Annotated in this window: 22 protein-coding genes; 8 read left to right on the forward strand and 14 right to left on the reverse strand. The window is 68.3% G+C overall.

The genetic code is table 11. From position 1 onward, the window contains the following. Nucleotides 1–16 precede the first annotated feature (16 nt). On the reverse strand, nucleotides 17–1,891 hold the full coding sequence (locus AC3EGR_RS19425; protein ID WP_488548165.1) for a hybrid sensor histidine kinase/response regulator: 1,875 nt from the start codon (nucleotides 1,889–1,891) through the stop codon (nucleotides 17–19). A 220-nt stretch (nucleotides 1,892–2,111) separates the two neighbouring features. Here AC3EGR_RS19425 and AC3EGR_RS19430 point away from each other — a divergent pair, with 220 nt between their 5' ends. After that, the gene (locus AC3EGR_RS19430; protein WP_488548166.1) at nucleotides 2,112–2,831 is read left to right on the forward strand and encodes a hypothetical protein; all 720 of its coding nucleotides are present in this window, start codon (nucleotides 2,112–2,114) and stop codon (nucleotides 2,829–2,831) included. A gap of 46 nt (nucleotides 2,832–2,877) precedes the next feature. Here the strand turns inward: AC3EGR_RS19430 and AC3EGR_RS19435 are convergent, their stop codons facing one another. From AC3EGR_RS19435 to AC3EGR_RS19480, 10 genes are all read right to left on the reverse strand, one after another. Next, the gene (locus AC3EGR_RS19435; RefSeq protein ID WP_488548167.1) at nucleotides 2,878–4,197 is read right to left on the reverse strand and encodes a TRAP transporter large permease; all 1,320 of its coding nucleotides are present in this window, start codon (nucleotides 4,195–4,197) and stop codon (nucleotides 2,878–2,880) included. Beyond that, entirely contained in the window at nucleotides 4,194–4,724 is a 531-nt protein-coding gene (locus AC3EGR_RS19440; RefSeq protein WP_488548168.1) for a TRAP transporter small permease, read from the reverse strand. Before AC3EGR_RS19440 ends, AC3EGR_RS19435 begins: the two co-directional genes overlap by 4 nt. Further along, a complete protein-coding gene (dctP, locus tag AC3EGR_RS19445; RefSeq protein WP_488548169.1) occupies nucleotides 4,721–5,692 on the reverse strand; it encodes a TRAP transporter substrate-binding protein DctP in 972 nt (323 codons plus the stop codon). Before dctP ends, AC3EGR_RS19440 begins: the two co-directional genes overlap by 4 nt. An 87-nt stretch (nucleotides 5,693–5,779) precedes the next feature. After that, nucleotides 5,780–6,886, reverse strand: coding sequence for a cyclase family protein (locus AC3EGR_RS19450; protein WP_488548170.1), 1,107 nt, complete (start codon nucleotides 6,884–6,886; stop codon nucleotides 5,780–5,782). Between the two features lie 106 nt (nucleotides 6,887–6,992). Next, the gene (locus AC3EGR_RS19455; RefSeq protein ID WP_488548171.1) at nucleotides 6,993–8,183 is read right to left on the reverse strand and encodes a M24 family metallopeptidase; all 1,191 of its coding nucleotides are present in this window, start codon (nucleotides 8,181–8,183) and stop codon (nucleotides 6,993–6,995) included. A gap of 11 nt (nucleotides 8,184–8,194) precedes the next feature. After that, nucleotides 8,195–9,172, reverse strand: coding sequence for a Bug family tripartite tricarboxylate transporter substrate binding protein (locus tag AC3EGR_RS19460; RefSeq protein ID WP_488548172.1), 978 nt, complete (start codon nucleotides 9,170–9,172; stop codon nucleotides 8,195–8,197). 46 nt (nucleotides 9,173–9,218) lie between these two features. Beyond that, the gene (locus AC3EGR_RS19465; protein WP_488548173.1) at nucleotides 9,219–10,193 is read right to left on the reverse strand and encodes a Bug family tripartite tricarboxylate transporter substrate binding protein; all 975 of its coding nucleotides are present in this window, start codon (nucleotides 10,191–10,193) and stop codon (nucleotides 9,219–9,221) included. A 5-nt stretch (nucleotides 10,194–10,198) separates the two neighbouring features. Then, nucleotides 10,199–10,708: a GAF domain-containing protein gene (locus tag AC3EGR_RS19470; RefSeq protein ID WP_488548174.1), complete on the reverse strand. Its 510-nt coding sequence runs from the start codon at nucleotides 10,706–10,708 to the stop codon at nucleotides 10,199–10,201. A 101-nt stretch (nucleotides 10,709–10,809) separates the two neighbouring features. Beyond that, nucleotides 10,810–11,745 carry a LysR family transcriptional regulator gene (locus AC3EGR_RS19475; protein ID WP_488548175.1) on the reverse strand — a complete coding sequence of 312 codons (936 nt, stop codon included), beginning with the start codon at nucleotides 11,743–11,745 and terminating at the stop codon, nucleotides 10,810–10,812. 47 nt (nucleotides 11,746–11,792) lie between these two features. Beyond that, nucleotides 11,793–12,320, reverse strand: coding sequence for an ureidoglycolate lyase (locus tag AC3EGR_RS19480; RefSeq protein WP_488548176.1), 528 nt, complete (start codon nucleotides 12,318–12,320; stop codon nucleotides 11,793–11,795). A 168-nt stretch (nucleotides 12,321–12,488) separates the two neighbouring features. On the opposite strand from AC3EGR_RS19480, the gene AC3EGR_RS19485 reads away from it, so the two are divergent. From AC3EGR_RS19485 to AC3EGR_RS19515, 7 genes are all read left to right on the forward strand, one after another. Then, complete coding sequence (locus tag AC3EGR_RS19485; RefSeq protein ID WP_488548177.1) at nucleotides 12,489–13,703, forward strand: ABC transporter substrate-binding protein; 1,215 nt, start codon at nucleotides 12,489–12,491, stop codon at nucleotides 13,701–13,703. Nucleotides 13,704–13,762: 59 nt separating this feature from the next. Next, nucleotides 13,763–14,659 (forward strand): branched-chain amino acid ABC transporter permease, encoded by an 897-nt coding sequence (locus tag AC3EGR_RS19490; protein ID WP_488548178.1) that lies wholly within the window; start codon nucleotides 13,763–13,765, stop codon nucleotides 14,657–14,659. Continuing rightward, nucleotides 14,656–15,606, forward strand: coding sequence for a branched-chain amino acid ABC transporter permease (locus tag AC3EGR_RS19495; protein ID WP_488548179.1), 951 nt, complete (start codon nucleotides 14,656–14,658; stop codon nucleotides 15,604–15,606). Before AC3EGR_RS19490 ends, AC3EGR_RS19495 begins: the two co-directional genes overlap by 4 nt. After that, complete coding sequence (locus AC3EGR_RS19500) at nucleotides 15,603–16,355, forward strand: ABC transporter ATP-binding protein (protein ID WP_488548180.1); 753 nt, start codon at nucleotides 15,603–15,605, stop codon at nucleotides 16,353–16,355. The genes AC3EGR_RS19495 and AC3EGR_RS19500 overlap by 4 nt, the downstream gene beginning before the upstream one ends. Next, on the forward strand, nucleotides 16,352–17,092 hold the full coding sequence (locus tag AC3EGR_RS19505; RefSeq protein WP_488548181.1) for an ABC transporter ATP-binding protein: 741 nt from the start codon (nucleotides 16,352–16,354) through the stop codon (nucleotides 17,090–17,092). The genes AC3EGR_RS19500 and AC3EGR_RS19505 overlap by 4 nt, the downstream gene beginning before the upstream one ends. A gap of 19 nt (nucleotides 17,093–17,111) precedes the next feature. Further along, a complete protein-coding gene (locus tag AC3EGR_RS19510; RefSeq protein ID WP_488548182.1) occupies nucleotides 17,112–18,296 on the forward strand; it encodes a serine hydrolase domain-containing protein in 1,185 nt (394 codons plus the stop codon). A 111-nt stretch (nucleotides 18,297–18,407) separates the two neighbouring features. Then, nucleotides 18,408–19,625, forward strand: a complete 1,218-nt coding sequence (locus tag AC3EGR_RS19515; RefSeq protein WP_488548183.1) for a PQQ-dependent sugar dehydrogenase — start codon at nucleotides 18,408–18,410, stop codon at nucleotides 19,623–19,625. An 8-nt stretch (nucleotides 19,626–19,633) separates the two neighbouring features. Here the strand turns inward: AC3EGR_RS19515 and AC3EGR_RS19520 are convergent, their stop codons facing one another. The 3 genes from AC3EGR_RS19520 to AC3EGR_RS19530 form a co-directional block, all read right to left on the reverse strand. Further along, nucleotides 19,634–20,044, reverse strand: a complete 411-nt coding sequence (locus tag AC3EGR_RS19520) for a bactofilin family protein (RefSeq protein WP_488548184.1) — start codon at nucleotides 20,042–20,044, stop codon at nucleotides 19,634–19,636. Between the two features lie 145 nt (nucleotides 20,045–20,189). Further along, the gene (locus AC3EGR_RS19525; protein ID WP_488548185.1) at nucleotides 20,190–21,539 is read right to left on the reverse strand and encodes an MFS transporter; all 1,350 of its coding nucleotides are present in this window, start codon (nucleotides 21,537–21,539) and stop codon (nucleotides 20,190–20,192) included. Beyond that, complete coding sequence (locus AC3EGR_RS19530) at nucleotides 21,536–23,566, reverse strand: hypothetical protein (protein WP_488548186.1); 2,031 nt, start codon at nucleotides 23,564–23,566, stop codon at nucleotides 21,536–21,538. The genes AC3EGR_RS19525 and AC3EGR_RS19530 overlap by 4 nt, the downstream gene beginning before the upstream one ends. Nucleotides 23,567–23,896 lie beyond the last annotated feature (330 nt).

A 23,896-nucleotide genomic window follows, 5' to 3' on the forward strand; every position in this document is an offset into this window, starting at 1 on the left:
GAGGGGATGGCGCCCGCTAACCGAGGGCGCGCAACTTCTTGAGGATGTCCGCCATCCGGTAGGGCTTGGGGAGGAACTCGAAGCCCTTGAGGCTGCCCGCGGGCGTGGTGTAGCCGGAGGCGAGCAGGACGCGGGTGTGCGGCGAGACTTCCTGGGCCTTCTTGCCCAGTTCCACCCCGCTCAGGCCGGGCATCACGACATCGGAGAACAGCAGGTGGATGTCGTGCATCCGGGAGAGGATCTCCAGCGCCTGCCGCCCCGAGGTCGCGGTGATGACGTGGAAGCCGAGCGTGCGGAACATCTCCGACGCCATGTCGAGGACATCGGGCTGGTCGTCGACGATCAGGACCTTGTCGCTGGGAGGCGGCGCAGCTTCGTGGATCGCCTCTTTCGACGAAACAGGGAAGTACAGCGAGATGGTGGTGCCCTGGGCCAGCTGGGACGTGATCTTCAGCTCGCCGCCGAACTGCTGCACCATCCCGTAGACCTGGCTCAGGCCGAGGCCGGTCCCCTTCCCCATCGCCTTGGTGGTGAAGAAAGGCTCGACCGCGCGGGCGATGACTTCGTCGCTCATGCCCGAGCCCGTGTCCTGCACGGAGACGACGACGTACCTTCCCTTGGCCAGGGTGCCGATCTGGCCGGCGTCGACCTCGCTCACGTGCGTGGTGACCCGGATGCTCCCGCCGTCCAGGGTCGCGTCGTTGGCGTTGACCACCAGATTCAGCAGCGCGCTTTCGAACAAGGCCATGTCGATCATCACCGCCGGCAATTCGCCGCTGGTCTCGACCTCGAACTTCACCGAGCTCCTGGTCGCCCGCCTCAGGACGGGTTCGAACCCCGTGATCACCCGGTTCAACTCCCGTGGCTCCGGCGTGACCGGCTGCTGGCGCGCGAAGGTGAGCAGCTGGTTGGTGAGCGAGGCGCCGCGCATGGCCGCCTTCTCCATGCTTTCGACCAGGCCCAGCGCCTCGGGATCCTTCAGGGCGGGACGCAGCAGGTCCAGCCCGTTCGTGATCACGCTCAGCAGGTTGTTGAAGTCGTGCGCCACGCCCCCGGTGAGCTTTCCGATCGCTTCCAGCTTCTGCGACTGGAACAGGACCTCGCGCGCCTGTTCCAGCGCCTGCGCCGCCTGCTGGCGCTCCGTGATGTCGCGCGTGATCTTGGCGAACCCCATCAGCTCGCCGGCTTCGTTGCGGATCGCGTCGATCACCACATGGGCCAGGAACCGGGTCCCGTCCTTGCGCACGCGCACGCCTTCGACCTCGTAGCGGCCATTGGCCGTCGCTTCCGCCAGGGCGTGCGCCGGCATGCCGCGCGCCCGGTCTTCTTCGGTGTAGAAGCGCGAAAAGTGCGTGCCCAGCACCTCCTCCTGCTCGTACTGCTTGATCCGGCGGGCCCCGGCGTTCCAGTTGGTGATCTCGCCCGTCGGGGAGAGCATGTAGATGGCGTAGTCGGTGACACCCTGGACGAGGAAGCGGAAGCGCTCCTCGCTCTCGCGCAAGGCTTCCTGCGCCGCGCGCTTTTCCGAGATGTCGCGGGTGATCTTGGCGAACCCGACCAATTCGCCGGATTCGTCCCGGATCGGGTCGATGACGACGCTCGCCCAGAACTCGGTCCCGTCCTTGCGCACGCGCCAGCCTTCCGCCTCGAACTTGCCCGTCTCGCGCGCGAGCCTCAGCGCCTTCTCCGGGATACCGGCAGCGCGGTCCTCGGGTGTGTAGAAGCGCGAAAAATGCTGGCCGATGATTTCATCGGCGGCATAGCCCTTGAACCTCTGTGCCCCCGCGTTCCAGCTGGCGACGGTGCCGTCCGGCGCCAGCATGTAGATCGCGTAGTCGGTGATCCGGGAGATGAAAAGCCGAAGCCGTTCTGCTTCGTGGGAAGAATTCAATGCGCTCCAGCCAGCCGCTGTCACTTGGTTCGAGACCCCGATTATCGATGGCACGGTTTTGCCGCGTGGCCGGTGTTGCCTTGTTTACATCGCGCCCGGCAGAGCCGGTCGTGTCCCGCTTGGACTATGGCTCTCGTCCTACCTTCAGTGCCAAGCGCGTTCAGCGCCGGTTCATCCGGAAGCGCCTAGCCTGTGGGCATGTCGAACTAAGGAGCATGGCATGAAACGAACTCTTCAAGGCAAGGTGGCCGCCGCGGTCCTGCTGCTCGCGCCCCTCGGTGCGATGGTGGCTCAACCCGCGTCCGCGCAGCAGCCCCAGTACCGCGTGGCGGAGACCCGCCAGGGCACCATCAACGGCATGACGATCGACTCCGACTCCGGCCTGCGCCCTGGCTCCACCCTGCGCATCTCGGTCCGCGCCACGCCGGGCGCACGCTGGGCCAACCTGGCGTTGGCCGACGACGTGCGCGTCCCGCTGCGCGAGCGTTCGCCCGGCGAGTACGTGGGCTCGTACGTGATCCGTCGCAGCGACCGGATCGACCCGACTCGCGACATGAAGCTGCGCGCGGCCTGGAGCGAAGCCCCGGTGGTCGCCGCGTACAGCTATCCGCCTGCGTTCCAGGCCCGCGCCATGGGCAATGCCGCCGCGATGGCCAACGCCGAAGTGAACAACTTCTCCATGTGGCCGCGCGGCGAGCGCCTGGAGCCTGGCCGCGTGGTGCACTTCCGCCTGGAAGGCACGCCGAATGCGCGCGCATCCGTGCGCGTGCCGGGCGTGGTCGACCGGCTGGAACTGCGCGAGGAACGCCCCGGCCACTACGTCGGCAGCTACACGATCCGCCGCCAGGACGACACGCAGGCCTTCGCCGATGCGCGGGCGGTGCTGCGCACGGGCGACCAGCGCGTCATGGCGCAACTGGACCGCGGCGGCAACCGCTGATGCCCACGGGCCGGCCGCGGCCTGCCGCGGCCGGCTCGCAGCGCACTCATCCCATCCACCGCGGCAAGGCCGTCGCGATGGCCGGGATCCAGAACACCGCGGCCAGCAGCAGCAGGCTCATCGCCACGTAAGGCACCACGGCCTGGAAGATGTGGCCCATGGTCACGCTGGGTGGCGCGACACCGCGCATGGTCATGAGCAGCAGCCCGTGCGGCGGCAGCAGCAGGCCCATCTGCATGCAGATCAGGAACATCACGCCGAACCAGACCACGTCGATGCCCAGGCTCTGGACCACGGGCATGAAGATCGGCAGCGTGATCATCATCATGCTGACCTGGTCGACGAAGATGCCCAGGAAGATCAGCACCAGCATCATGCCGGCGACGATCATGCCGGGGGACCAGCCCTTGCCCGTGATCATCTGCACCAGCCCGTTGCTGGCGCCCGAGAAGGACAGGATCTGCGCGAAGGTGGTGGCGCCGAGGATGATGAACAGGATCATTCCCGAGATGCCCGCCGTTCCCTTGAGCGCCTTGAGCAGCGCATCGAAGCTGAGCGCCCGGTAGAGCAGCGCCAGCAAGAGCGTCGCGAAGGCCCCCAGCGCCGCGCATTCGGTCGGCGTCGCCCAGCCCGCCGCCAGCGCGCCCACCACCACCCCGAAGATCGACAGAGTGGGCAGCACGTAGGCGAAGAACGGCTGCCAGCGCTGCCAGCCGGTGTACGGCTGCTGTTCCTCGGCGGCCGGTGCCAGCGAAGGCGTGATGCGCACGCGCAGCACGATCCACAGCACGAAGGCCACCGACAGGATGACGCCCGGCAGCACTCCGCCGATCAGCAGCTTGGAAATGGAGATGCCCGAAAGCGACCCGAGCAGCACGGTCAGCGCCGAGGGCGGGATCAACATGTCCACCGCGCCTATGGCCATGATGGGCCCGGCGGCCAGCGTCGGGTGGTAGCCCTTGGACAGCATGACGGGCAGCAGCAGCGAGCCCAGCATCGCCGTGGTGGCGATGGTGGAGCCCGAGATCGCGGAGAACACCGTGCCGGCGACCACCGCCACCACGGCGAGCCGCCCCGGCACGCGCCGGATCAGGCGCTCGATGCCCTCGATCACCTTCAGCGCCAGGCCGGTGTGGAAGAGGATCTCCCCCATCAGCACGAACAGGGGAATGGGCGTGAGCGAGAACGACGTCACCGACCCCACGCTGCTGCGCGCCAGCTGCGCCAGCCCGACCTCGCCGCCCATGTAGAGGAAAGCGCCGATGATGTTGACGGTGATGAAGGTCAGCGCCACCGGCATGCCGATGAACAGCAGCACCGTGGAGCCGCCGAGCATCAGCCACGCCGCAATGGCCCAACTGCTCATGACGCGCTCACCGCATCCTGCCGCGGCGCCCGTTCGCCGCTTTGCAGCCTGTGCATGCGGAACACCATCTCGATGGCCAGCAGCACGAACATCGCGGGCAAGGGCGCCAGCGACCACCACTCCGGCGTCACCAGCGTCTTGATGTTCAGCGCGCCGGCCGTGTAGCTCGCCCAGGCGGCGCGCGTGGCGTACCACGCCATGAACACGCAGCAGGCGAAGCCGATGATGTCGCCCAGCCACTCGAAGTACCACGCCAGCCGCGGCGGCATGGCGGTCAGCAGGATGTCGACGCGGATGTGCTGGCCCCGGCGCAGCAGCCAGGGCGCGACCAGCACCGTGGTGAGGTACAGCATCAGCTCCGACACCTCGTTGCTCCAGGCCAGGCCGCGCGGCAGGCCGGGGACGGCGATGTTGCGCAAGGCCACGTCGCCCACGATGACCAGCATCATCGCGAACATGACCGCGCAGCCGCCCAGCGCGAGGCCGGCGAGCAGCCCCGCGTAGGCGCCGGAAAGGCGCCCCGTCACTTGGGCGCGAACAGCGGCTTGAAGCGCCTGGCGATGTCCGGGCTCTGCTTTTCGGCGCTGGCCCAGCCCACCTGGTAGGCCTTCTCGGTGAAGGCCTTGGTGGTCGCCGCGTCGAACCTGATGGCCTCGATGCCGGCCTTCTGCTGCCGGGCGACTTCATCGGCCGTGTACTTCGCCCAGAAGGTGTTCTCCGCCTCCAGCGCCAGCAATTGCTTTTGCAGGTAGTCGTGCTGCGCCTTGGTCAGCTTGTTGTACGCGGGCAGGTTCATGACCAGCGAGACCTCGGCGTCGTAGAAGCCGGGGTCGATGCGGAACTTGGTCTTCTCGTCCCACTTGAGGTCGAAGATCCCGCCGATGGGCCAGCCGTAGCCGTCGACCACGCCACGCTCCAGCGCGGTGTACACCTCACCCGGCGCGGTGGTGATCACCGTGGCATTGAGCGCCTGGAAGAAGTCGCGGTACACCGGCGTGATGCGGATCTTCTGGCCCGAGAGGTCCGGCTTGTCCACCTTCTTGTTGGTGTAGATGTGGAACGGCTGGTTCTCCACCATGCGGGCCAGGTACTGCATGTTGGCCTTCTCGTTCCACACCTTGTTGATCGCGTCGAAGGCGCCGTTCCTGCGCTGCTCCGCCACGGGCACCTGCGTGAGCTTGAGGAAGTCGGCCTCGGGCATCACGTTGGTGTAGAACGCGCCGGTGGCCATCGCCATGTCGACCACGCCGGTCTTCACCGCGTTGCCCACCTCGAAGGGCGGCATGGCCTTGGGGCCGCCGATGAAGTTGATCTGCAGCACGCCCTTGCCCTCGGCGTTGAACTTCTGGATCCACGGCTGCAGGCGCTGCACGTAGATGCCGTTCTCGGCGAAGGCGCTCACCAGGCGCAGGGTCGTCTCCTGCGCCGCGGCACCCGCGGCCGCGCCCAGGGCGATCATCATCACGGCCGCCTTGCGAAGGGTGGTCAGCTTCATGTTCCGGTCTCCACTTGATGCGTGGGGACCGAACATACGGGGTTCGTGCAGGAGGGTCAATTCAGGCAGACACCTGCCCCGGGGGCCTCAGCGCTGGTTCGGCACCCCGATCGCCACCGGCCGGACCACCGCGCCGGCAGCGCCCTTGTCGCGCGAGGGCAGCACCATGGCGCACGAGGTCCACACCTTGTCGGCGGCCATGGCAGCGAGGTTCAGGTTCTCGAGGTGGTGGATGCCGAAGACCGACAACATGTAGTGATGGATGGAGAACGGCAGGCCGGGGTCGGTGCCGGCCGCCGGGGGCGCCTTGCCCTGCAGCATGCCGTTGGGCACCGGATCGATGAAGGGCGCGTCCAGGCCGATGGCGACGATGCGCTTGCCGGCCAGCATCCTGGCCGCGTCCACCGACAGTCCCGGGGCCATCGCGTAGTACGGGCTGTTCGGGTCGGCCGGGTCCTTCCAGTTCTCGCTCCAGCCGGTGTAGATCCAGACCATGTCGCCGGGCAGCAGGCCGCGCCTGGCGAGCCCCTGCGCCCTGAGCATGGCCTCGATGTCGGCCGCCGTGACCAGCTGCCCGTCGGCCATCGCCCTGCCCTTGCCGACATGGGCCCTGGCGTCCAGCAGGACGGCGGTGGTCACCAGCGGCGGGATCTTCTCGATGCCCAGCTTGAGCAAGGGGGAGTCGGGCGTGGGCTTGACGTCCTGCTGCTTGTAGCCGCCGTAGTAGCTGGCGTAGTCGGCCGCGAAGGGGTTCTTCGGGTCCCAGGGCGCCTTGATCGAGGCGAAGTGGCCCAGGGCATCGATCTGCGTGCCCTGCTGCTGCGGTTCGGCGCCGGCCTCGAAGGCCTCGCTGTTGAAGGCATGCGCCGAGAACGGCACGCCCGCGGTCGGCTTCGGCTTGCTCAGGGAGGGCGGCGCGAACGGCGACTTCGGCATGGTGTTCGACCGCTCGAACGAGGCCTCGTAGGTGCGCGCACCGGGCCGGGACATGTGCCAGCCGCAGCGGCGGGTCGTTGCGGCACCGAGCACGTTGGCCATGCCGCGCTCGTCCCCCGCGGGCCACGGTGGCGCCGGCGTGCGGGCTGCCTCGGTTCGCATGTCGACCGGCTCGAAAGCCTGGCTCGCCAGGGGCGCAGCCAATGCCAGCATGGCGGCAGCAACCAGGGGTGCGTGCTGGAAGATGGATGGTCTCACCGCTGTCCTCCCGATGCCTCGTTTCGGCAAGGAATGGTAGCGGCAGTGGATGCGCCTGTCCGGCCCATGCGACTGGCGGGGCGCCGATTGGCGGCCCTCGCCCGCACTAGCCCACCGTCGCGTATTCGAGGGTGCGCGGCGTCCGTGTCAGCGTGCGTGGCTGCGGGCCCACCACCACGGTGTCGTCGAGCCGAAAGCCGCCGATCCCGTACACGTACAGTCCCGGCTCCGCGGAATACACCTCGTTGTCCAGCAAGGGCCGGAACGAGAAGGCCATGTCCTCGGGATACTCGTGGTGGATGACACCGATGGCGTGGCCGGTGCGATGCTTGACGTACTCCGCGTATCCGGCCCGTTCGATCACGGCCTGGGCGGCCGCGTCGATCGCGCTGACGGGGTTGCCGGTCCTGGCGGCCGCCACGGCCGCTTCGTTGGCGTCCTTGGCAGCCGTCCAGAGCGCCGCCTGCTCCCGGCTTGGCTTGCCGCAGAACCAGGTGCGCTCGTTCTCGATGGCAAGGCCATTCAGGCGCGGGATGACGATGTTCACCAGCACATCGCCTTCCTGGATGCGCTGGCCGCACGACGCGCCGTCACCGTGGGGCGAGGCGGAGGCGGGGCCGCTCAAGGTCCACGTCCGGATGACTTCGAAGTGCTCTCCCGGGAACCGTTCCGCAGCCTCCTGCACGAACAGCGCCCCCATCGCGAAATCCAGCTCCTGCACGAGGCGTCCCGGACGGATGTTCTCGCGGTACCGATCCTGCAGCCAGTCGGCGATGCTCGCCGCAGCCTGCATGATCTGCAGCTCCTCGTCGTTCTTCTGCCAGCGAAGCGAACGCATCTCGGGCGTGCAGGGGCGCAGTTGCAGTTCCGGCAACATGCGGTTCACCGCCGCCAGAATCGCGCTGGTGCCTTCCACGCCGATGCGTGCGCGCGCCAGCCCGGCCGCGCCCAGGCGCGCGGCGAGCAGCTCATGGATCTGCGTGTACAGCGGCAGGCGATTGCTCACCTTCGGATGCTCCGCGTAGAAGCTGATGTCGCTCACCCACAGCTTCGCCTTCTCGATGGAGAAGCGGACATGGTTGGTCGACAGCTCGTTCATGATCAGGAACGGATCGCCGTTGCGCGGAAATACCGCGAAGATCGGCCGCTCCCAAGGTTGGACGTCCGTGTGGAAGTTGGTGGCGAACTGGAAGAAATCCGCCGAGGTGAAGACGAGTGCGTCCAGCTGCAGCGTGTCCATCAGGCGCTGCATCCTGTCGCGGCGGTACTTCCAGGTGGTCTGGGTGAGCTTGGGCATGGTCTGTGTCCTCAGTCGTTCGAAATGCCCAGGCGGGAGATCACGGGCCCCCACAACTTCGCATCGCGGCGCATCCAGGCCTTCACGGCCTCCGGGCCCGCAGGCAGCGGCTCGTAGTTCAGGGCATCGAGCCTGGCCCGCACGGCGGGGTCGGCGAAGAACTTCTGCGTCTCGGCATTCACGCGCTCCACGATGGGCCGCGGCGTGCCCGCGGGCGCGACGAGCGCGTACCAGCCGGGTTGGGGAAAATCCTTGAGCCCTGCCTCGGCGATCGTCGGCACCTCAGGCAGGCCGGCAGCCCGCTTCGACGCGACGGCGGCAATCGGCGTCACCTTTCCGGCTTTGGCCTGCACCGCCCCCGTATTCAGCACGTCGGACATCAGCTGGACTTCGCCTGCCATCACCGCGGTGAGCCCCTTGGCCGCGCCGTTGTACGGAACATGCGTGAGCTTCACGCCCAGTCGCTCCCCCAGCATCTCCATGATGAGGTGCGTGGAGTTGCCCTTCCCTGCCGACGAGAAATTCAGCTGGCCCGGCTTCGCCTTGCCCTGCGCCGCCAGGTCCTCCAGCGACTTGATGCCGGAGTCGGGACTCGCCACCAGGAGGAAGGGCGTGTTGACGAGCAGGGCCACGCCTTCGAAGTCCTTCTCCGGGTCGTACGGCAGCGACTTGTACGTGAACGGGTTGAAGGCGAGGTACGAAATGCCGGCGACCATGAACGTGTACCCGTCCCCCGGCAGCTTGGCGACATGACTGGAGGCGACGACGCCGTTGGCCCCACCCTTGTTTTCCACCACGATGGTGGTCTTCAGGGACTTGCCGACGTAGTCGGCCCAGAGCCGGCCGAGGACGTCGGTGCCGCCGCCGGCAGCCTGCGGCACCACCAGCGTGATGGGCTTGGCGGGCCAGCCTGCCGTCTGGGAGGCAACCGGCAGCGAGGCTGCTGCCAGCAAGGAGGCCGCCAGCGCGGTCACGATTCGACGATTCATGAGGGTGTTTTCGAGAGTGAGTGCCACGGGGATTTCTGCGGTTTGCTCAATTCGGCTTCAGGCCGAGCTGGCTGACGATGGCACCGAAGCTCACGAGGTCGGCACGGGCGCGCGCCGCTGCCTCTTCCGGCGAGCTCCCCACCGGCATCCACCCGGCCTCCAGCAGCTTGCGGCGGGTGGCGGGCTCCTTCATGGCGGCCACGACAATCCGGTTCAACTTCTCGATGATCGGCTGCGGCGTTCCCTTCGGAGCTGCCAGGCCGAACCAGCCGGATGCGACGAAGCCTGGCAGTCCCGCCTCCTCCGCCGTTGGCACGTCGGGCAGGGTCGGACTGCGCGTCTGCGTCGTGACGAACAGCGGGCGGACCTTCCCGGCCTGCACGTTCGCCACCTGCGCGGCCGCGTTGTCGAACGCAGCGTCGATGTGGCCGCCCAGGAGGTCGGTGGTCATCGGCGCCCCGCCCTTGTACGGAACGATGTTCGCGGCGATGCCGGCGGCCTTCATGAACATCACCTGCGTGAGGTGGGCCTGCGTGCCGGTGCCGGCGTTGGCGAACGACACACCCCCGGGGCGCGCCTTCGCCACCGCGATGAACTCCTTGAGGTTCTTCGCCGGGAACGCCAGGTTGGACACGGCGATGAACGGGATGTCCACCAGGATGGCGATCGATGCGAGATCGTCGACCGGGCTGTACTTGAGGTTGTAGATGTGCGGGTTCACGCTCATCGTTCCGCTGGCGGTGAGCACGAGGGTGTGTCCGTCCGCGGGCGCCCGCGTGACCTGCTCCAGGGCCGTGGACCCGCCGGCGCCCGGCTTGGATTCCACCACGACCGGCTGGCCGAGGGCCCTGGAGAGAATCTCGCCAAATTGCCGCGTCATCACGTCCGACGCGCTGCCGCCGGCGTACGGGTAGATGATGGTGATCGGCTTTTCGGGGTAGGTGGCCGCAGCCCGCAGTCCACCCGCGGTGGCGCCCAGGGCGAGTCCGGCGAGCAGCTTGCGTCGCGTGATGGTATTCATGGCGTTCAGGGGTGGCGGGAGGTGTTGATGGCGTGCAGCAGGACCGGCACGGCCAGGCCCGCATAGACGGCGAGGATCGGCAGGGAAGATGCGTCGTACCACCCCCGCTCATGGAGCAGGTTCAGCGAGCCGAGGGTGACCCCGTTCCAGCGCACAGGGACGTTGACCGCCGATTCGCACCCCAGGGCCTCGATGGACGCGTGGTCCGGAAAGGCCGCCCGGCATTCCTCCTTGTCACGGCAGACCCTGGGCTCGCCGGCGAGGAAGACCGTCCGATAGAAGGCGCTGTCGCGCCGCAGGGGCTTCGTGCCCTCGCAGGGGTACGCCTCTGGCGCACTCGAATAGATCCGCCTGTTCTCCTGTCGCTGCGCATCGATCGCCAGGACGGTGAACAACTTGTGGCCGGGTTGCTGTTGCAGCGCCTGGTCCAGGGCGCGCAGCGCCGCGTCGGGCTGGTCCTCCTCGCCCAGAGACGAGGCCGTGAGCACGAGCGGGGCGGCGCTGGAAATGAACATTCCCGATTCTGGGGAGCGCGCAGGGATAAGCGCAAATGAAAAAAAACCGGGAGATCCATCAGGAATCGCTCATGTTCGGCGACTTGCCCCTGGAGACCAGGTCAGGCGGGCCGCCTGGGATGCTTCCTCAGGGAAGCGAGAAATTCGCAGAGCAACCCGTTGGAACTGGCCTGGGACCAGACCATGCCCAGCTCCGCAAAGCGGCTGACGGGCGTCAGTGCAACGCGGGACAGCAGCTTGAGCGATGTATGGAAGTCGGCGACCAGGCCAGACAGGGGCGCAAGGCAATCCGTCTCGCGCAGGTGCGCCTGGATCGCGGCCACGGAAACCGTTTCCACCCGCGGCCTGGGAAGTGCAACCCTCTGCTGCGCGAAAGCCTCTTCCACGCGCACGCGGCTCAAGCTGTTGGCCGGCGGCAGCACCCACGGATACGCGGCAGCTTCCTGCCAGGTCGGCTTGCGCTTGCGCGCGAGGGGGTGTTCCGGCCTGCAGACGATGCGCACGACATCTTCCATCAGCACCTCGGTCGTGAAGCCGTATTGGTGCGCGCGAACATCGATCGTTCCCACCACGAGGTCGAACGCGCGCTTGCCCAGCCGATCGAGCAGGTCGACCATCGTGCCTTCCTCGACATGGACGACGATGTTCGGGTGCCTCTCCTGCAAGTCAGCGATGGCGCGCGGCACCATCGTCAATGCCGCCGAATGGATGCAACCGATCTGCAGCCGGCCGACCAGGCCCGACCGCAGCGCCTTCAATTCCTCGTCGACCCGCTGGACATCCCCCAGCATGCGCTCGGCGTGGCGTCGAAGGATCTCGCCCGCAGGCGTCAGCTTGAGCTTGCGGCCTCGAACGAACAAGGGGGAACCGATCACCTCCTCGATGTCGGCGAGCCAGTGGGAGACGGCGGGCTGCGTCATGTGCATCCGCTCCGCAGCCGCCGTGATGCTCCCCGCGCCATCGAGCACGAGGAAGGTCTCCAGGTGGCGCAGCTTCAATCGCCGCGCCCAGGGGACGCGCTTGAGATCCGGATCCATGGGCGGATCCTAAATGGATGGGTAAAGGCCGCGTCGTCGCACCAGGCTCATCCCCGCACCCACACGTCCGCTTCCAGCAGCGATTGCTCCTCGCAGTCCTCGCTCGCGTCCGGGCCGGCCCTGTCGATGACGAGGAAGTCGCCGCCTGCGTCCAGGGCGATCAGCGGGTGGTGCCAGGTCCCCGCGGCGTAGTTCACGCCCTGGCCCGGCCGGGTGATGAAGCAGCGCAGTCCGTCGGCGGTGGGCGCCGGGCCGGCAGCCGCGACCACCACCAGGAAGCGCTGGGGCAGCAGGGGCACGAAGGCCTGGCTGCCGAGGAGGTGGCGTTCGACCAGGCGCAACTGCAAGGGCAGCGTGCGTGGACGGGCGCGGAACAGGCTGAGGACGGGCCGGCCCTGTTGGCGCAGCGTGTCCAGTCGCGCGAGATCGTCGAAGCGCTCGGCGAAACCTTCGTTGATGGTCCAGTGTCGAGCCGATCCGCCGGCTTCGATGACGTCGCCGAACGGCGCGAAGGCGTGCGCCTCCAGCGGCTCGACGGGCAACCAGTGGCGGGAGGACCTTGCGGTGGATGTCATGGACAGAGTCTGCTCCGAGCCATCGCGCAGCGACCGGCCGGAATGAATACGTTGGCATGCTAAAAGCGTTTCGGCCGGTGGCGGGCTCGGGTTTCCCCGGGCGTTCATGGGGCGTGCGGCGCCACCGTGTGCGGCTACATTGCATCCTGCTTTCCACAGGAGCACGCCATGAAGTTCCGCCAGATTGCCACCGGCATCGCCTGCCTGGGCGCCACGCTGAGCTCGCTGCCCGCGTTCGCGGCAGACCCCATCCTCATCGGCGCCAGCATCACGCAATCGCCGCCCGGGTCCGTCGTGCAGGGCACGCAGGTCAAGGACGGGATGGAGATCCTCAAAGACATGGTCAACGCCAAGGGCGGCGTGCTCGGCCGGCAGATCAAGGTCCTGTACGAGGACAACCAGGGCATCCCGGAAAAGGGGCGCGCGGCCACCGAGAAACTGATCTCGAAGGACAAGGTCGTCGCCCTCGCGGGCGGCCACCAGAGCTCGGTGTGCCTGGCGGAAATCGAAGTGGCGCACCGCTACAAGGTGCCCTACGTCAACACCAACTGCTGGTCGGACGACGTGCGCAAGCGCGGCTACCCCGAGGTGTTCAACACCTCGCCGTACAACACCCTGGTGTCCTCGTCGATGGCCACCACGCTCGCGACCATGGGCGTCAAGCGCGTCGTCGCCTTCGCGGAGAACACCGACTACGGCATCGGCCAGGCCAAGCTCACCGGCGAGCTGCTCAAGCAGAAGGCGCCGAACATCGAATACAAGTACGAGACGCTGGACCGCTCCAGCAAGGACTTCACGGCCGCCATCCTGCCGCTGCGGGCGAACCCGCCGGACGTGATCGTCATGTCGATGCTGCCGCCGGCCGCCTACATCGTCATGAACCAGGTGTACGAACAAGGGCTCGCCCCGAGCGCGAAGACCATCCTGTACGACGGCGGCGGGCTCGCCGACTACCCCGACTTCTGGCAGAACGTGAAGGAAGGCGGCAAGTACCTGCTGTCGTTCGCGCTGTACCACCCGGCGATGCCGCAGACCCAGCTGGCCAGGGACGTCGCGGCCGAATACAAGAAGCGCACCGGCAACGACGTCAACCGCCTGGTGCTGCAGGCCGCCGACTCGCTGCACCTGGTCGTCGAGGGCATCCGGCAGGCCAAGAGCGACGAACCCGAGAAGGTCGCCGCGGCGATGCGCACGATGAAGTTCGAGAGCCTGCGCGGCGTCTCCAACTTCTCCTCGCAGCCGGGCTACGGCTACCAGCAGTGGCTCGACATCCCGTTCGTCAACTACGAACTGACCGCCGAGAAGCAACCCGTGGCGCAAACGGTGCTGATCCAGGCGCCGGGACAGAAGTTCGACCCCGCCAAGATCGTCCGCCCCAAATAATTTCCAGGGATGGACCCGGCGCGCAGCGACTGCTCCGTCCCCCTTGACTGGACTCCGAGGTGCTGCTGCTCTCGCTGGACCTGCTCGCCAACGGGCTGATCTACGGCTGCTTCTATGCGCTGATGGCCGTGGGCCTGGCCATGATCTTCGGCGTGCTGAAGATCGTGAACTTCGCCCACGGCGAGTTCTTCATGATCGGCGCGTACACCTACGTGCTGGTCGCCCTGCACTTCTCGGTCTCGCCGTGGCTCGCCCTGCCGAGCGCCGCCATCGCGGGCGCCGCGCTCGGCTGGATCGTGGAGCGGCTGCTCATGCGGCCGCTGTACGCCGGCTATGCGAGCTGGGGTTTCATGAAGGACGAGTACGCGGTCGTCGTCACCTTCGGCCTGTCGCTGCTGCTGGTGAACCTGGTCGACAAGGTGGTGGGGCCTTACTCGTACAAAGGCCCGGCCCTGATCGAGACCAGCCGCTTTGCCCTCGGGCCCGTCATGCTCACCGGCCAGAAGGCCATCGCCACCGTCGTGGCGGTGTTCATCATGATCGCGCTGGCCCTGTTCCTGAAGAAGTCCGTCTGGGGCAAGCAGATCCAGGCGGTCGCGCAGAACCGCCTGGGCGCGTCCCTGGCCGGCATCGACGCCACGCGCACGACCAGCCTCATCTTCGCGATCTCCGGCATGCTGGCGGCGCTCTCGGGCGCCTTGCTGGCGCCGCTGGTGAACCCCTCGCCGGACGTCGGCTCCTTCCCCGCCATCAAGTCCTACGTGATCGTCGTGCTCGGGGGGATGGGGTCGGTGTGGGGCGCCATGATCGCCGCGCTGATCGTGGGCGTGAGCGAGGCGTTCTTTTCCGTGTACGGCTCCTACGACTACCGCGACGCGTTCGGCCTGGCCATCCTGGTGCTCGTGCTGCTGCTGCGCCCGCAGGGCCTGCTCGGACAGAAGGGCCGCGACGTATGAGCGCCGGCAAGGCCACCCTCTGGCGCGACCGCCTTGCTTTCGACGCGCGCGCGGCCGCCCTGCTCTGCGCCGGCCTGGCCGCCCTCCCCCTGCTGGTCACCGGGCCGTACGCGCAAGGCATCCTCCTCGTGAGCATGTATTTCGCCATCCTCTCGCTGGCGTGGAACGCGCTCGCCGGCTACACGGGCCAGTTTTCGCTCGCCCCGGCGGCGTTCGCGATGCTGGGCGGGTACACCACGGCGCTGCTCGACTTCTACTGGCACGTGCCGCTCGCGATCGCCATCCCCGCGGCCATCGTGTCGACCGCCCTCCTCGGGGCCTTGCTGGGCAAGCTCGTGCTGAACCTGAGCGGCCCTTACCTGTCGCTCACCACGCTCGCCTTCGCGGAAATCGCGCGCGTGGTGATCGGCAATTCGCACGAGTTCACCCGCGGCGACCAGGGCATGCACGTGGCCACGCTCACCGAAAGCCGGCTGGCCTACTACTACATCTTCCTGGCGGCACTGGTGCTGGTGCTCGCGGTGCTGTACTTCATGTTGCGGGGCCGGCTCGGCCGCTTCATGACGGCCGTGCGCGACGACGCCATCGGCGCGGAGAGCCGCGGCATCGACGTGGTGCGCGTGAAGATGATCGTGTTCTGCACCTCGTGCGGCATCTGCGGCCTGGCGGGGTCGCTCTACGGCACCTTCAGCCAGCTGGTCAGCCCGGAGCTCGGACTGCTCCAGCAGACGGGCCTGGTGCTGGCCATGGTGGTGATCGGCGGGATGGGCTCGCTGACGGGGTCGGTGGTCGGCGCATTGCTGGTCTACCTGGGCTCGGAATGGCTGCGCGGCCTGGGCAACGTGCAGGTGATCGTCTTCGCGCTGCTCGTGATCCTGTTCGCGCGCTGGGTGCCGGGCGGCCTGTGGAGCGCGGCGGTTGCGCGGATCGGACGCAGGAAAGCATGAACCTGCTGGTCGTCGACGGATTGTCGAAACGCTTCGGCGGCGTGGCCGCCGTGGATCGCGTGGGCTTCGAGGTGCGCGAGGGCGAGATCCTCGGGCTGATCGGCCCGAACGGATCCGGCAAGACCACCGTCCTGAACATGCTGTCCGGCTTCCTGCCGCCGGACGCAGGCCGCATCCTGATGGGCGAGCGGGACGTCACGCGCATGCCGCCTGCGGCGCTCGCGCAAGCGGGCATCCTGCGGATGTTCCAGATGACGCGCGTGTTCACGCGCACCAGCGCCTTCGACAACCTGCTCACGGCGGGGATGGCCCGCGGCCTGAGCGAGGCCGAATCGACCCGGCGCGCGGAGTCGCTGATCGAAGAGCTCACGCTGGGTCCCGTGCAGCACCTGGATGCCGGCCAGCTCTCGGGCGGCCAGCGCAAGCTGCTGGAATTCGGCATGTGCTTCATCGAGGCGCCGCGCGTCGCGATGCTGGACGAGCCTTTCGCCGCCGTCCACCCCGTCATGCGCGAAGTCATGGCGCAATTCATCCGCGCCCGGCATGCGCAGGGCGCCACCTTCCTGCTGGTCAGCCACGACATGCCCATCGTGGTGGACCTGTGCCAGCGCGCCGTCTGCATGAATGCCGGCCGCGTGATCGCGGTGGGGGGCGTGCACGACGTGCTGCGCAACCACGAAGTCATCGAGGCCTACCTGGGCGAGACGCCCGCGGGCGACGAGCCGCCGACGCTGGAGGTGCCCGCGTGAGCGACAAGGCGCCGCTGCTCGAGTTGCGGTCGGTCACGGCCGGCTATGCGCAGGACATCGACGTGCTGCGCGACGTGTCACTGCGCGTGCACGCCGGCGAGATCACGGGACTGGTCGGGTTGAACGGCGCGGGAAAGTCCACGCTGGTCAAGACCATCTGCGGCTTCCTGCCGCCCAAGCTGGGAAGCGTCACCTTCGAGTCGGCGGACATCTCGGGCATCGCCCCGCACCGGCTGATCGACCTGGGCATCTGCTGCATCCCGCAGGAATCGAGCCTGTTCCCGCACCTGTCGGTCGAGGACAACCTGACCCTGCCGCTGCTCGGGCGCCGGGCGCGCTTCGCCGGCGTGCTGCGGGAACGCCTCAAGGAGGTCTTCGCGCAGTTTCCCGCCTTGCACGAAAAGCGTTCGGACGCCGCCGGCAGCCTCTCCGGCGGCCAGCAGAAGCAGCTCGAATTCGGCAAGGCCTGGCTGCAGCAGCCCAAGGTCTGCCTGATCGACGAGCCGAGCATCGGGCTGTCGCCGCGCGTCTCGGAAGAGATCTTCACCTGGATCGAGAAGTTCGCGGCCGCCGGCATGGGCATCCTGCTCATCGACCACAACGTCCGGCGCGTGGTGCGCATGTCGGACAGTGTCTGCGTGCTCAGCCTGGGGCGGATCACCGCGCAAGGCGCGGCGGCCGACTTCCAGGGGGACCTGCACCAGCAGGTGCAGCAGTGGTTGGGGTTGCACTTCTAGCCCGCCCCGGAGGGACCCAATGGAGCTGATGACGGGATTCCCGCCGCCACCGGACAGGCTGGTGACGCTTGCGAACTGGCGAACGCCTCCCTTCAATCGATGGGCGTTCCACCACGTCAGCGAACTCGTTCCCTGCGCATTCGTCCGGTCGGCGCCGGGCGCGCCGCTGCTGCAAGCCGATGGCCGCAGCCTGGCTGACTTCCGGCTGTCCCATGGCGGTCGCAGCTACGGCTTCGACGACTGGCTGGATGCCACCTGCACGGATTCCCTCGTCGTGCTGAAGGAGGGGAAGCTCGTCTTCGAGACCTATGCAGAAGGCCAGGGTCCCGCCATCCCCCACATCTGGATGTCGGTGTCCAAGTCCATCCTGGGACTGGTTGCGGGGATCGTCGCCGGGCGCGGCCAGCTGGACGTCCGTGCCCCCCTGACGCAACTGGTTCCCGAGCTGGCGGGAACGGCGTTCGGGGGCGCGACCGTGCGCGACGCGCTCGACATGCGCGTGGGCATCCGCTTCGACGAGGACTACCACGCCACCGGCGGCGCCATCATCGAGTACAGGAAGTCCCATCTATGGGATCCGGTGCCGGTCGGCGAGCCTCCCACGGACCTCAGAAGCTTCCTGCTCACCCTGGGCGACCGCGATGGAGAACACGGCGGCCGCTTCCACTACGTGTCGCCCAACACGGACCTCCTGGGCTGGGTCCTGGAGCGGGCGACCGGAACGCGGTATGCCGACCTCGTGAGCGAGACGCTCTGGCAACCGATCCAGGCAGAGCGGGACGCCTACATCACGGTCGACCGCTTCGGCGCGCCGCGCTGCGCGGGAGGCTTCTGTGCCACCCCGCGCGACATGGCCCGGATCGGCCGTCTGTTCGTGACCGGAGGCCGCCACGGCGGCGCGCAGGTCGTGCCGGAAAGCTGGATCCGTGACATCGTCGGCTTCGACGGCGTCGCGGCCTGGAACGCCGGCGACTTCTTCGACCTCTTCGAGCGCGCGCAGATGCACTACCGAAGCCAGTGGTACGTCCTGCGCGGCCAGCGGCCCATGGTCTTCGGGGTGGGGGTCTTCGGCCAGCACGTGTTCATCGATCCGGCAGCCGACCTCGTGCTTGCGAAATGCTCCTCGCAACCGCTCCCGCTGGACCCGTCGTTCCTGTCGGTGACGCTCGCCGGCGTCGAGAGGCTGCGCGCGATGTTCGGGTGAAGGACCCTCTCCCACCGCCAACTCTGCGTTGGCAGATGGCGTACAAAGCGAGGGAGCGGCGTCCGCTCCTCCCGTGAGCGGCCCCGCCCGCCGTCGACCGCGGAGGTTGTGATGAAACTGGCCCCTTTGCTCCTGGGCGCGATGCTGGCCGCGTGCGGCGGTGGCGGTGGCGGCGGTGGCATTGGCGTGGGTGGGAGCGGCAATCCTTCCCCTCCACCAGCGCCGGCGCCGTCCCCCCAGCCCTCCCTGCCGCCCCTTGCGCTCGCCACGTCCGTGGCACTGACGGGCTTGAGCGAACCCGTCTTCGCCACGGCGCCCGCAGGTGACGCACGCCTCTTCGTTGTCGAGCGCGCCGGCCGCATCGTCGTCGCCCGGGGCAGCGCCAGGTCGGCCACGCCCTTCCTGGACATTTCGGCGCGGGTCGACACGACCGGCGAAGGCGGGCTGCTTTCGATGGCGTTCGACCCGCAATATGCGCGCAACGGATTCTTCTATGTCTATTTCACCGTCGCCGGCGGCGACGTCGCGATCGAGCGCTTCCGGGTCTCCGCGACAGACCCCGATGTCGCCGACCCCGCGCCGCTTCGCATCCTGACGATCCCCCACCGCACGTTCGCCAACCACAAGGGCGGACTGGTCCGGTTCGGACCCGATGGCTTTCTCTACCTCGGGACAGGGGATGGCGGCGGCGGCGGCGACCCACTCGGCAACGGACAGAACCTGAGTTCGCTGCTGGGAAAGCTCCTGCGCATCGACGTGAGCAACGCCAGCGCCGCGGCACCTTATGCCATCCCCGCCACCAATCCCTTCGTGGGCCAGCCGAACCGGCGCGCCGAGATCTGGGCGTACGGCTTGCGCAACCCGTGGCGCTATGCATTCGATGCTCCCACCAACCGCCTGTACATCGGCGACGTCGGGCAGGATCGCTTCGAAGAAGTGGACGCGAACGCCGCGGACCGCGCGGGGCTCGACTACGGCTGGAACGTCACCGAAGGCACGTCATGCTTTGGCGCAGCTTCCTGCAACCAGGCCGGCGTCACCCTGCCCGTGCTGGAGTATGGGCACGACGCGAGCGGCGGATGCTCGGTCATCGGCGGCTTCGTCTACCGCGGCAGTGCCATCCCCGAGATCCAGGGACGGTACTTCTACTCCGACCTCTGCAGCGGCTGGCTGCGCAGCTTCGTGCTCAGCGGCAGCGCTGCAAGCGACCCGCGACAGTTCATCGCCAACATGGGCACGGTGCTTTCGTTCGGGGAGGACGGCCAGGGCGAGCTGTACGTCCTCACCGCGGCAGGACAGGTGCTGCGGATCAACCGCGCATCGCAGTAGCGCCGGGTTCAGGCACTCTTCGCCGCCAGCCGGACGACGGGCTTTTCATCCGCGGAAGCGGCGGCTGCCGACCCCAGGGGCCGCAACTGCCCGGAGATGGTGGCGCCCTGGTGCATCTCCAGCGCCGCGTACTGCACGTCGCCCTCGATCCTGGCCTTGGGCTGCAACTCCAGCACCTCGCGCGCTTCCACGGGCCCCTTGACGGTGCCGTTGATGATGACGTGGTCCGCCTTGATGCCGCCATCGGCCACCGCGCCCTCGGAGATGACCAACAGGCTGCGGCTTTCGGAGCTGGCCTCGATCGAGCCGTAGACCTCGCCGTCGACCCTCAGCCCGTCCTCGAATTTCAGGTCGCCGGAGATACGCGTGCCCTGGGCGATCAGGGTCTTGATGGCAGAGTGGTCCTTCTTGCCGAACATGGGATGCTCCTCGAATGGTGTGGCCTGCGCGGGCAGGCAGATGGGGAGAATGCTGCGGCACCGGCGCGGCTCGCGCGGTCGGCAGTCGTGCAAGTTCATGTCGGACGGCTCCCTGCCTGGCCGCAGTCCGCCAACCGCGGAAGCCTCACTCCGCCGGCCCAGGCTCAGCCTTGCGCCGCCCCACCCGCCCGGCAACCGCGCGCACGCCGCCGGGCGCGGCACGCCAGATCGCGAACGACGACACGAGGGAACAGCCGATCGCGACCCAGAACGCCAGCGTGTAGCTGCCGGTGCGGTCGTGCACGAAGCCCATGAACCACGGGCCGACCGCGCCGCCAGCCAGGGCACCGAGCATCACGGTCCCGAAGATGGGGCCATAGTGCTTGCCTTCGAAGATCTCGGCGGGGATGGCGCCGACGACCGACGTCAGGCCGTAGCCGAGCGCGCCCTGGGCGATCACCATCGCGTACAGCAGCGGGACCCCGGGGTACGCAGGCAATGCGAGCAGCGCGGCATAGGTCAGGCAGAACCCCAGGTTGCCGATCGCCCACACGGTCTCGCGTCCTATCCGGTCGGAGAGCCAGCCCAGCGCGATCTGTCCCGGCACGCCCGCCAGGCTCACGGCACCGAGGGCCCAGGCCGCCTCCTGCGCGCTGAAGCCGGTCTCCACCAGGTACTTGGTCTGGTGCACCTGCACCGCGTACCAGGAAAAGAGCGCAGTGAAGTACGCCACCGCGAGCCACCAGAACCGTGCCGTGCGCAGCGCGCGTGCGAGCGTCCAGTCGACGGCAGCCCACGCAGCGTCGACCACGTTCACCCGGCGCGCCTGCGCCGCCGCGGGCGTGTCGGGGTCGCCGTCCGGGGCCAGGCCGATCTCCTCGGGCCGGCGCCGCAGCAGCAGGTTCAGCGGCACCAGGACGGCGAGCACCGTCACGCCGAGCAGCGTGCACGCGGCACGCCAGCCGCTTCGCTCCACGAACGTCTGCAGGGCGGGAAGCATCACGATCGAGCCGAAGCCCACGCCGGCGAACGCGATGCTGATCGCGAGCCCCCGGCGCCGCACGAACCAGTTCGGCAGGAACAGAGCCTGGCCGGTGTAGCCCGTGAACGTGGAGCCGGCGCCAACCAGCATGCCCAGCGTGATGTAGATGTGCCAAGGCTCGCCCGCGAAGGTCGCGAGCAGCAGGCCCGCGGCCGTGGCGGCGATGCCGATCTCCATGACGAAGCGCGGCCCATGGCGGTCCATGAGCCGCCCGAGCAGCGGGCTCAGCACGGCGGAGACGATGAACCCGAAGGAGAACGCGCCGGCGGTCACGCCACGCTCCCATCCGAACTCGTCCAGGATAGGGGGGAACAGCAGCGAGAACGCCGTGCGTGCGTTGACGCAGATGGCCATCGTCACGAAAACGACGCCGACCACGATCCACCCGTAGAAGAACGGCAGGCGCCGAGCGAGCTTCTCGATCAGGCGACCTCCGACCGCGGACGTGCTCATCGGGCTGCGGCAGGTGTGATGGGCCGCGTCAGCAGGCGCAGTGCGAACGGAAGCGGCCATTCACCGTCCACTCCGGCGCCTGTCTCGCTGCGCAGCTCGAGCAGCGGCCACGCGCGCGGGCCGGCCCAGAAGCTGTTGTTCCCCGCGCGCGCGCAATGCGCCGGGTAGCTGTCGACACCGCCGAGATCCATGAAGAGGCCGAGGCCAGGCACGTTCTCGCGCGCGGTGCCCCACTCGTGCAGGTACGCGCCGCCAAGCGCGCGGCAGGTCGTCGAGGCGACGGTGTAGCGATCATTCCCCGCCGCGTCGACGAAGATGCCGGTGCTGTTCGCGTGCGCTGCCCCCAGGCTCAGCTGGCCAACTGCGTACTCGTCGTCCCCGCCCTCGTCCACGAACACGCCGACCGACAGGTCGTTCGCGGAGCCCAGCGCGATCTCGTGGGTCGAGCGGTAGCTGTCGTTGCCGACGCCGCGCTTGAGGAGGACCCCCGCGGCGGAGTGGACTCCGGCGCCCATCGCGTACCAGGCCGCTTCGAAACGGTCGTTGCCGCCGTCGTCCAGCAACATGCCCAGGCCCTCGTAGTAGCCGAAGCCCTGCGCCATGAGCTGCGCCTCGTAGCGATCGTTCCCCGCCAGGTCCAGCAACATGCCGATCCCGCCGGAGGTGGAACGGCCGTCGAAGAACACTCCGCGCATTCCGTAGCCGGCGCCCTGCCCCATCGACGTGTTGCGGTCCGGCAGTTGCGGAGAGGGCCGGACCAGCGGCGCATTGGTCAGCGCATAGTGATCGTTGCCGCCGGTGTCGACCAGCACCGCGACGCCCTGCGGCCCGCCGGTCGCCTGCGAGTAGGTTTGGGCGATGTACTCGTCGTCGCCGCCGCCACTGACCAACAGCGCGACGCCGCCGATCGCGTGCGCCTGCGAACGGCTGCTGGCCTCGAACCGGTTGCTGCCGCCGCCATCGACCAGCAACGCCGCGCCGAACAGCGCGGAGGCCTGCGCTTGCTCGGTGCCCTGGTAGCGGTCGTCGCCTTCGGTATCCCAGAGGATGCCGTAGCCGAGCGTCGCGCTCGAGGGGTCCGCGCCGGCTGCGGCCGTCGCATACCGGTCGTTGCCGCGATGGTCCAGGAGCACGCTGATCGTGTGCGTGTCGCTTGGCGCCAGGAACTCGTATTCGTCGTCGCCGCCGACATCGAGCACCAGCAATGGATCCTTCAGCTGGTGGCGGTTGTTGCGGCGGGTCGTGTCGACGACGATCCAGCCGAAAGGCGTCTGCAGCGACCACGCCACCGAAGGCAGCGCCGCTTCGGCCTTCACGAAACGTTGCAGGTGTTCGACGGCGCCCACCAGGTCGAACATGCCGCCGAGGACGGCTTCGCGCTCGACCAGCGGCAGCAGCTGGCGATAGTCCGGTTTCTCGAACGGGATGAGCCGGCCTTCGAGCGCCTGCCGGCGCAGCAGTTGCGGCGTCACGCCCGGCGGAAAGCGCTCGAACGCGCGTTGCAGGAATTCGTGCGACTGCGCCATGGCGGCGAGAACGCGCGCGAGCTCGTAGCGCAGGGGGTTGGGCAGTTGTGCCTGATCGGGCAACACCGGCACCCAGCCGGCACCGGCTTTCGTCGAAGCCATCCAGGCAAGGCCGGCCGCCAGCGGGTCTGGCGCATCGCGCAACCGCGCTTCGATGGCCGCCATTCCGAAATCGAGCGGACGCTGCAGCCGCACGCCCGCGAGCGCTCCAGCCCAGCCGATCAGTTCATGCGGCGAGCCGACCGCGCCCCGGAAGGAGTCACCCAGCACGCCGGCGCGGTACGGCGCATCGAGCGGCGCTGCCATCACCGCACGAAAGAACGGCAGCTGCTGGTCGCGCGCCGGGGAGGCGTCGAGCCCCGTCAGGTCGGGGGCGCCGCGGCTGGTCGCGGCTCCGGCCCGCTCCAGCAGCTCCGGCAGCGGCGGCCGGAGCGGCGTCTGCGCGCCGGCAGGCCCTGCGAGTGCGAGTGCGATCAGGATGGCGGCCGGCAGGCGGTGCATGGTCCGACTGTAGCAACAGAGCCTGCAGCGCCGCCGACCCGAAGTTCACAGAATTTGCCTGATTGGCCGGTCGGACGTCGCGGCAGTCACCTCGCCGGGCCATCTGATCCGGTCCTCTTTGCAGGATCTGCTCCTTTCCAGGACACCCTGGCCAGCGCACACTTCGGCTCGAGCACCTCGAGGCGCGCGTCGTATCCGACCGGACTATGATGTGGGCCCTTCCGGCACCTCCTGCGCATCAACCGAGGGGCACCTGCGGCCGGAGGAGCGCGCGGCCGCGACCAGAATTGTTGGACGGCTCGACCCACGCGCAGCCAGCCGGCCAAGAAT

This window comes from Ramlibacter sp. G4-7, assembly GCF_057784995.1.